Annotated in this window: 5 protein-coding genes and 1 pseudogene; all 6 read left to right on the forward strand. The window is 37.0% G+C overall.

Translation table 11 applies throughout. From position 1 onward, the window contains the following. Nucleotides 1-207 precede the first annotated feature (207 nt). A complete protein-coding gene (locus tag WNY79_RS20580; protein ID WP_342876768.1) occupies nucleotides 208-381 on the forward strand; it encodes a hypothetical protein in 174 nt (57 codons plus the stop codon). A gap of 26 nt (nucleotides 382-407) precedes the next feature. Next, entirely contained in the window at nucleotides 408-1,577 is a 1,170-nt protein-coding gene (locus WNY79_RS20585; RefSeq protein WP_342876769.1) for a hypothetical protein, read from the forward strand. 100 nt (nucleotides 1,578-1,677) lie between these two features. Next, nucleotides 1,678-2,424 carry a hypothetical protein gene (locus WNY79_RS20590; protein WP_342876770.1) on the forward strand — a complete coding sequence of 249 codons (747 nt, stop codon included), beginning with the start codon at nucleotides 1,678-1,680 and terminating at the stop codon, nucleotides 2,422-2,424. A 112-nt stretch (nucleotides 2,425-2,536) separates the two neighbouring features. After that, entirely contained in the window at nucleotides 2,537-3,511 is a 975-nt protein-coding gene (locus WNY79_RS20595; RefSeq protein WP_342876771.1) for a transposase, read from the forward strand. Nucleotides 3,512-3,764: 253 nt separating this feature from the next. After that, nucleotides 3,765-4,700 carry a hypothetical protein gene (locus WNY79_RS20600; protein WP_342876772.1) on the forward strand — a complete coding sequence of 312 codons (936 nt, stop codon included), beginning with the start codon at nucleotides 3,765-3,767 and terminating at the stop codon, nucleotides 4,698-4,700. Nucleotides 4,701-4,758: 58 nt separating this feature from the next. Then, nucleotides 4,759-5,241, forward strand: a pseudogene (locus WNY79_RS20605) (hypothetical protein); the annotation flags it as partial.

Consider the following 5,241-nt stretch of genomic DNA (forward strand, 5'->3'; position numbering starts at 1 on the left):
AAAATAGATTGGTACAACGACGAGCCACACCCTGAAATAACCAAACCATGGCAACGGTGGACTCCTGAGCCTGAGCGGAAACAAACACTTAATTGGAAATACAAAGCGAAACGGATATTTATGCAATTAACGTGTGGGATACCTTAAGTACCTTTTATGGCGCAGTTTGGTTTATATAATTAGAGAGGCTGTCTAGTTTGACTATCAGTGTACCCAAATGGCAAAGGCCAGCCGACTATTCAAGGGTTTAATAGTACCTATGGCTTACCAATCGAGTATTACAAAGCGGGTGAAAAACCTGGAGCATTATCTTGGGGGGATGACCGCAAGTACAGTCACCGCATTGGTCAAGTTATAAGCCAAGCAGTAATTAATTTATAAGAAGTAGATCGTGTAAAGGAGTAACTATGAATAGTGATGATAAAAGATCAGAAGACGAAAGAATACTTGATAAGCTAGTTGAGCGCCACATTGCTGAAGAGGAAGATGGTTTAAGTCACGAAGAACGAAAAAAAATAAAAAGAGAAAACCGTGTTAACGCAATTAAACAGTGGTGCGTTGAAAACCCAAATCGGGATCCTACAAGAGCGAAAGATAAAACCATAAAGCAACTGGCGTTAGATGAAGAAGCTGTAGTGCGCAGAGAAGAGTTTAGAAAAAATAACCCCGAGAAAGTGGCTGAAATACGAAAGCGAACTAGAAACGAAAGAAGATACCGTGATAATAGAGCAGCCTACGAAGAGCAACTGCCAAGAGACTACCTACATAAAGACAGCTATGAAACGCGATTAAAAAAAGCCGAAGCACTCAATGGTTGCAGATTCAAAACTCGCACGTTTAAAAGTAAGCGTTTTACTGATGAATATTCAGCCGAGCTTGAATCCCCAGATAGTGGGTCAACACTTGAGGGACATTGGGTAGAGAGCGATGGTAAGCAGTTGGCTATTTCATGGTTTGGAGGGTGGTCAAATTTATTTACTGCTCTAAGCTTCTTGTTAATGGTCGCTGCAGTTCTGTTTTTTTTCGTTGATTTGGGTGTTATTGGTTTCGTGTGGGAGGATTATCGGTGGGTGCCATTTGCTATATATGCACCTATGTTTATTGTTGGTTTTTATATGCTGAAACACCGGGCTATATTAGCGCACCGAGATAATTTTTATTTCAATCGCCATACCGGGCTTGTAAAAACCCCGCATACATTATTTAGAAAACCGTTTTATTTACCTTACGAAGACATTGTTTGCTATGGTGCAAATGAGCGTAATGTAGGCTCAGCCCGTGGTGGTTCACGTGTATTTGTGTCTCTTATGGTGCCGTTAAAATACCCTAAACATTATCGCTTCACTAAGCCTACTTTTTATGTGGGTGGTTCAAATCGTGAATGGGATTCGCTGGCATACGCCACAGCCATGACCTTTATGGATACATCAATCCCACTTGGCACGCATTTATATCAATCGATAGAGCATTACTTCAAAATCGATAAAGATATAACGGAAAAACACGCCTTTCCTGAGGAGCTAAAACCTTATTTAGACCCTGATGACTGCCAAGTAAACAGACATGAAGTTTGGTGATGTAAAAAACAACGCTGAGCATGAATAGCAGCTTTACTTTATTAAAACCCACTTTAAACAATAGAGCTTTTGTTGTTTAAAGTACTTTAAAAGGATTTTTATGAATCGCTTTGCATTTAAAAATTTATCACTCGCAATGCTTATGAGTTTTTTTGTCGAGTTTTTATTGAGTTATAATTCATTAAACTCAAGACCCGTTTTAAGTTTTAATAGTACTACATACGATAATAATATATGCAGTACATTAGCTGGAGCATGTTCGAGTTTAGTACCTTGGGATTCGTTTTTTTTATTACCACTGGTAATGTCTATAGTATTTTTTTTAGTATTGAAAACGACTGATAAATTCAACCTCTGTGTCTATTTTGTTTTGTCTAATTTTTTTATAATTGTTAATGGTGATTACCCTTATGTTTTTTATTACCTGATTGAGGGTGGGGTAATTTTGTCATTGTTACATTTTTTAAATTTAAAACAGACCAGAGATAAAAAAGAAAAGAGTCAAAGTGACCGTTTTTTTCATTGTCGAAATTATTTAAATACATTAGATAAAACAGGCCTATTTACTGGTATGGCTGCTGAAAAAGAACTCTCATCATTCTTTTTGGTCAGTTTTTTAATCTTATTTTCTTTAATTATTATGATTTTGTTTCCTTTCTTAAGTCTTTATATTAAAGGTGAAATAGATTTTAATACACTGAGTTTCATATCAGCTTCTTTTATTAAAAGCGCTTTTTTAAATTCACATATAATTTGGTTTATTTTAATTACATTACTTTCCCTATTGTCGTTGCTATACCGTAAAGTATATGGAATTAATTTAGCTAAAACTAACAATGAGGTCTAATTTAGAACAAACTAAAGTAGAAACAAACTAAAGTAGACACCCATCTTAATTTTGCAGTTTGGCGAACTAAGTACTAGGCTTTTACCAGTGTGAAAAATAAGCAGGGTGTCTTATGGCAATTGCAAGAAAGCGTCAGGTAAGTTTGGTTGATACAAAATATTATCACTGTATTTCACGATGTGTTCGGCGTGCTTTTTTATGTGGTGAAGACCACTTTACCGGTAAGTCTTACGAACATCGACGAGGCTGGGTTGAAGATAAGCTAATTGGATTAGCGAAGGTATTTTGTATTGATGTGTGTGCTTATGCCGTAATGTGTAATCATACCCATCTAGTACTGTATGTTGATGATAAAAAAGCGAATAGGCTAAATGATAAAGCGATTGTTATTCGTTGGCATAAACTCTGTAAAGGCACTGTACTTATGCAAAAATACATGGAGGGCGAAAAGCTAAGTAAAATAGAACTCATATTTTTTAATCAAACAGTAAAAGAATATCGAGAGCGCCTATCAAGTATTAGCTGGTTTATGAGGTTGTTAAATGAAAACATTGCCCGCAGAGCAAATAAAGAAGATAACTGCACTGGCAGGTTTTGGGAGGGGCGCTTTACGTCTCAAGCATTATTAGATGAAGCAGCCCTTGCTGCCTGCATGGCGTATGTAGATTTAAACCCCATCAGAGCAAAAATGGCTAACACCCCAGAGGAGTCAGACCATACCAGCATCAAACAACGCATAACATACGCAAAAGTTGGTAAACAACCAAAAAAATTACTGCGCTTTGCAGGCATGCCACGTCAAATTATGCCAAAAGGACTGCCGTTTGAGCTTAAATCGTACCTTGAACTTGTTGAATTAACAGGACGTTGTATACGAGAAGACAAGCGAGGGTATATTGAAAGTACACACTTGCCCTTACTCGAAAGAGTCAATATTTCCCCAGAAAACTGGCTGAAACTTACAACCCAATTTACACGTGTATTTCATGGTGCAGTTGGCCGGGCATCATCACAAGCTGGTTACTGTGAAAACTTAAACAGAAAACGGCGCGCGAATATCAGTAATTGCAAAAAGCTTCTCGCATAAAACTTAATCAACTCTAGTAAAACTATTCAGTAATAAATAACAACTGCACCATGCAGTTATTTTCATGCGTGTAATTTAGGTTTAATAGTGGTCATGTTTTATTTAATGGGTTAAATGAAAAGAATCGATTAAGAAAGGTAAATTTTTCACCTAAAAAGTAGATTTTATGGCACAGTTTGGCTTGTACAATTAGCATGGCTGTCTAGTTTAGTTTTTGTTTTTTTAAATTATGCGTTAAAAGAAGAATTTGGACTTGAGTAACATTATGATAAACACCGAGCAAGTATCTGAATTACGCCCCCCTAAAAAACCAACTGACATGGGAAAATACTACCGAAAAGTGGACGTCAATTATGACAACCTATTTGGAGTAAACGATATATATTCAACTGATGGTCGTTATTACGGCGTATTATTAATATCAAGTATGAGGGATATCTTCCAAACTGCTACTGTTTTTACGGCATTAGTTTTTTTTGGTGTTTCAATTTTTATGCAAATTACGACTTTATTTAAAGCCGCCAGTATGGAGCAGTTTTTAGGTGCACATTTTTTACACCCTTTGTTTATCCTAGGGCAAGTTTTATTATTAATAATTGCTTTTATTTACCACCGTAAAGCAAAAATCCCCAGAGCAACCTCTGTCGTGTTTGACCGAAAAACCGGCAATGTGAATTTCCCTGCATTTGGTGGTAACCCTGAACTTGTTATACCATTTGAAGAAGTTGAGATGTATCGAGGCTCGTTAGGTTTTAGCTTAGGAACAGGCATGCCTGTAACAAGTTTAATCCCTAAAAAATACCCTAAACATGGTAAAAGGGATTGCCAATACATAGTCGCGTTCGCTGATAGCTACGATGGAGCTTGTCAATCGTGGACATTATTAACGGAATTTATGGATAAAAATAAACCAATCCCCTTTGGGCTTCTGCAGTCTGTTCAGGATTACCTCGATAAAGGATATAGCACAGTTTGGAAAGGCGATAAAATTGGCCCCTATATGGAAAACTACCCACTCGATCCCGAGATAAAAAATAACTATAAATATGTTTTTCATACGGATATTGATGGCGAAAAAGAATACCCGATGGATGAGGTTAATTATGTTATTGCGCCCTTTAGTGATGACCCTGAGTTATTAGAGAAAAACATAAAGCGTGCTTACGAGCTCAATATTTTACTTTTGTGATTAAGAAAAATAAAGGACAACTCTACATACCCTAATCCATGGGTGCTACAGGAATAATATGTCTATTTATAATTACTTAGGTGGCCCATTACCTAAAAAAACAATTTTTAATCAATTCTATGAAGAAGGCGATACGCTGTATCTGCGGAAAATGTTTAATGGGTTATGCTTTTTAGCTAGCTGGTTATATGATGATAAATCGGTTTTTAGTAGTAATCCCCAGCGCTTTCAAGTCCATTCATGCGGTAATGATCCCATGAGAGCACTTATCTTTGGTCCCATGCTTTTAGGGTTTACAGGTAGTTCATTTATAGGGTTATTTACATTATGGTGGATTCCATTTGGCTCAGAGCCTTACCCGCTGACTCTATTATTCTTGGTGCTTATAGGGAACCTTACATTTTTAAACCTTCAGCCACTCTGGGATAGGATGGCGCCTCCTAAGTTAGCGTATTTTGACCGTGAAACAGGTAAGGTTGGTTATACCTTTGATATCCCAGATTGTGAAGCGCGAGATGAGTTTGGCAATTGCTGCTTTGAT

The organism is Pseudoalteromonas sp. AS84, assembly GCF_038900255.1.
Taxonomy (GTDB): domain Bacteria; phylum Pseudomonadota; class Gammaproteobacteria; order Enterobacterales; family Alteromonadaceae; genus Pseudoalteromonas.

Bases quoted from the DNA above. Each gene is read 5' to 3' on its own strand.
- WNY79_RS20585 (WP_342876769.1), top strand. From the start codon at position 408: ATGAATAGTGATGATAAAAGATCAGAAGACGAAAGAATACTTGATAAG.
- WNY79_RS20590 (WP_342876770.1), top strand. From the start codon at position 1,678: ATGAATCGCTTTGCATTTAAAAATTTATCACTCGCAATGCTTATGAGT.
- WNY79_RS20595 (WP_342876771.1), top strand. From the start codon at position 2,537: ATGGCAATTGCAAGAAAGCGTCAGGTAAGTTTGGTTGATACAAAATAT.